The sequence below is a fragment of the Acetonema longum DSM 6540 genome (assembly GCF_000219125.1).
In the GTDB taxonomy this organism is placed as follows: Bacteria; Bacillota; Negativicutes; order Sporomusales; family Acetonemataceae; genus Acetonema; species Acetonema longum.
In genome coordinates, this window is sequence record NZ_AFGF01000048.1 from 1 (window position 1) to 3,756 (window position 3,756).

Consider the following 3,756-nt stretch of genomic DNA (forward strand, 5'->3'; position numbering starts at 1 on the left):
ATTCAGGCTCTCTACTATTGCCATAATTTTGACCGGAGGTGTATTGGATGTTATGGTTCAGCAATTTAAGGACAGCAGTCAAGATCATCATTCTTATCTCTATTGCTGCGGTGTTTTTGGCAGGAGTTGGCGGTGTAGGGTATTATTACAGCAGCAGACTCAGTGACAATTTATCAAGGACCTATACGGATGCCCTGTTGCCAATACAATGGCTGAACGTGTCCCGCGGTCAGGCTAGGGCGGTTGAGGCACTGGTGCTGAGATTGGTTCATCCCGATACGGAAATAAACCGGGAGGCCGTCCTTTTTAAAGAAATCGAGGAGCGGGCTCAGGAAACCAATCAATTATTGGCCGATTATGAAAAAACGATTCGTACGGATTTTGAAAAACAGAATTTTTCCGTTGCGAAGGACTCGCTGCAAAAATGGCGTGAGGCGAGGACGCGAATCCTGGAACTTGCCCAGACGGGAAGAAAGGCAGAAGCCTTTGAATATTACCGTACATATGGTCAACAGCATGTGGATGCCATCAACGCCGCATTGAAAGATCTGGCCGATTTTAATAAGGATGCGGCCGAAAAGCTGCGTCAGGACTCTGAAAAAGACACTGCGGCCGCAGCCATGATGATCATCGGCATAAGCCTGGCGGCGATACTGTTGGCACTGATAGTGGGACTTATAATATCGCGGATGATTACCAATCCGCTTAATATCATGCTTAAAAATGTGCAGACAGTGGCGGCCGGCGACCTTAGAGTGCAGGCTTTGAATATGAAATCCACAGATGAGGTGGGACAATTGGCTACGGCTTTCGATATGATGGTAGCCAATTTGCTCAGCGTTGTGCGTCAGGTATCTTTAGCAGCCCAACAAGTGGCGGCTTCTTCGGAGGAACTGACTGCCAGTTCCGAGCAGTCGGCTCAGGCGGCCACCCTGGTCGCTAATTCTATCAGCAGTGTAGCCAACGGCGCCAATGAACAGTTAACCGCAGTTGACGAAACTTCCGCAGTTGTAGAGCAAATGTCAGCCGGCATCCAGCAGATTGCCGCCAATACCAACCAGGTAGCGGGACAATCGGCCCAGACGGCCGACAAGGCCCAGGAAGGCGGCAAATCGGTGGAAAGAGCCGTGGTGCAAATGGGCACTATAGAAAAAACGTCCCAGGCAGTAGCCGAAACCATTGCCAGGCTCAATGAGAAATCCAAAGAAATCGGTCAAATTGTTGATACGATTGCCGGCATTGCCGGACAGACCAACCTGCTGGCCCTGAACGCGGCGATCGAAGCGGCGCGGGCAGGGGAACAGGGCCGGGGATTTGCGGTAGTAGCGGAAGAAGTGAGAAAACTGGCCGAAGAGTCCCAGGATGCAGCCAAGAAGATCGCCGGACTGATTGGGGAAATACAGAACGACACCGGTGAGGCTGTCACTGCGATGCATGATGGCGCACGGGAAGTGAAGACCGGGGCTGAGGTAGTCAATGTCGCCGGCGTGGCCTTCCAGGAGATTGTCGGATTGGTGTCGCAGGTGTCCAGCCAGGTAAGAGAGATTTCGGCGGCTATTCAGCAGATGGCAGGCGGCAGCCAGCAAATCGTGGACTCGGTGAAACAGATCGGCTCCCTTAGCAAGACATCGGCGGCTGAGTCCCAGAGCGTTTCGGGTGCTACCGAAGAACAGCTGGCTTCCATGGAAGAGATCTCCGGTTCCAGTGAAGCCCTGGCGAAACTGGCCCAGGAACTCCAGGAGGTAGTAGCAAAATTTCGGGTGTAACGTATCGGCTCATATTGATTGAAAGCAGACAGGATTTGAGAGGCCAAATCCTGTCTGCTTTTTAGCAGGAAGTCGGCTAAATGCCTGTGTAAGAAGTCTCCATACTTTGCAAGGAAGGAAAAAGGCTAAAAAAAGGCGAATTAAACTATTTGATCTGAGAGAGGAGGGAGGATTTTCAAGCGCTGCAAGCTGTTTAAATTCGGCATAACGGCCGGTAAATAAGAAAATTGTTGATAATACTAATAGGAGAATGGGAGGTAGTTTTTTATGAATAAAACAGGATGGATTGTGCTTGGTGTTATCGCCTTGCTGCTGGTTTTTGCCTTTTCCAGCTACAATGGTTTGGTGGCTTTGAACGAATCGGTCGACGGGAAATGGGCTCAGGTCGAAAATCAGTTGCAGCGCCGGGGTGATTTGATCCCTAATCTGGTGAACACGGTAAAAGGATATGCCGCTCACGAAAAACAGGCGATTGATTCAGTTGCCAATGCCCGGGCCAAGCTGGCCGGCGCCGGCGGACCGGCCGCCAAGGCCGAGGCCAATGCTGAGCTGACCGGAGCATTAAGCCGTTTACTGGTAGTTGTGGAGAATTACCCCAATTTAAAAGCTGACGCCAATTTCCGACAGCTGACCGATGAACTGGCTGGGACCGAAAACCGTATTGCCGTGGCTCGCATGGACTACAACAACGCAGTGCAAACCTTCAACACCAAGATTCGCTCCTTCCCCAACACTCTGTTCGCCGGTATGTTGGGCTTTGGCCCGAAAGAGTACTTCCGGGCGGAGGAAGGCAGCAAAGCAGTACCGAAAGTCAGCTTTTAATAATCGATAACATGTATTAAGCAGGGGGAGGGGTGACGTAATGCGAGAGATAAAGCCGCAGGTTATCTGGCTCACCCCGCTTTTATTTCGGCGGTAGCGGCGGTTCTGGCCGCAGCCGGTTATGAGAGCCGGCTTATTGCGGCGGAGAGAGGTGATGTGATGAAGAAGAGGATTGCCTGGCTAATATTGCTGTTGGTTCTGGTGGTGGTTTCTACAGTGGCCGCTGAGCCGCAAATTCCGCCCAAACCAACCAATAGCCTCTACGTGCAGGACTATGCCGGTATATTGTCCAATGACGCTAAAACCCGGATCAACCGACTCGGCGCCCAGCTGGACGCCAAGACCAAAGCCCAGGTCGTCGTAGTTACCGTTAATTCGGTAGAAGGAGCTGCTCTGGAAGAATATTCATTAGCTATCCTGCGGCAGTGGGGGATTGGCGATAAGACGCTGAACAACGGCGTCTTGCTGCTGGTAGCCGCAGGAGACCGGCAGTCTCGCATCGAGGTGGGGTACGGCCTGGAAGGAAGGCTGCCTGATGCCAAAACCGGACGGGTCCAGGATGAATACATGATCCCCTATTTTCAAAAAGGTGACTATGAGAAGGGCATTGTTAACGGCTATATGGCCCTGGTGGGCGAAGTAGCCAAAGAATATAACCTGGAACTGAAAGGTCAGCCGAAACCGGTCCAATCCCGCTCCGGAGTATCCACCTCGGCCTGGGATCAGCTTCCCTGGTGGATGCAGCTCGCTTTGGCGGTCGGACTGCTGGGACTCGTCATTATAGACTGGCTGTTTTTAGGCGGTTCTATTACCCGGCTGCTGCTTATGCTCTTGGCTCACGGCAGGGGCGGAGGCGGCGGTTCAGGCGGCGGAGGCTATGGTGGAGGGTCTGGCGGTGGAGGCGGCTCCAGTCGTCGATGGTGATTCTTTTTAAAGAATCATTTGCAAATATGGTAATAAAATGGTAGAATGAGAAAAATTCAGCAAAGGAGTGATTCATGCAATGAAATGGGTTTGTGATGTCTGTGGCTATGTGTATGATGAAGCGGCCGGCGACCCTGATTCCGGCATCGCTCCGGGAACGAAATTCGAAGATATCCCCAATGACTGGGTTTGCCCGGTTTGCGGCGTTGGCAAGGATCAGTTCTCCCAACAATAGTTCAGCTAT

The 3,756-nt window shown here is 52.0% G+C and carries 4 protein-coding genes; all 4 read left to right on the forward strand.

Annotated features, from left to right (window positions below; genetic code table 11):
• Positions 1 to 47 precede the first annotated feature (47 nt).
• The 4 genes from ALO_RS05435 (at position 48) to rd (ending at position 3,747) form a co-directional block, all read left to right on the forward strand.
• Complete coding sequence (locus ALO_RS05435) at positions 48 to 1,766, forward strand: methyl-accepting chemotaxis protein (protein WP_004093696.1); 1,719 nt, start codon at positions 48 to 50, stop codon at positions 1,764 to 1,766.
• A gap of 267 nt (positions 1,767 to 2,033) precedes the next feature.
• Positions 2,034 to 2,588 (forward strand): LemA family protein, encoded by a 555-nt coding sequence (locus ALO_RS05440; protein WP_004093698.1) that lies wholly within the window; start codon positions 2,034 to 2,036, stop codon positions 2,586 to 2,588.
• A 159-nt stretch (positions 2,589 to 2,747) separates the two neighbouring features.
• Positions 2,748 to 3,512 carry a TPM domain-containing protein gene (locus tag ALO_RS05445; protein ID WP_004093700.1) on the forward strand — a complete coding sequence of 255 codons (765 nt, stop codon included), beginning with the start codon at positions 2,748 to 2,750 and terminating at the stop codon, positions 3,510 to 3,512.
• A 79-nt stretch (positions 3,513 to 3,591) separates the two neighbouring features.
• Positions 3,592 to 3,747, forward strand: coding sequence for a rubredoxin (rd, locus tag ALO_RS05450; RefSeq protein ID WP_004093702.1), 156 nt, complete (start codon positions 3,592 to 3,594; stop codon positions 3,745 to 3,747).
• The last annotated feature ends 9 nt before the right edge of the window (positions 3,748 to 3,756 follow it).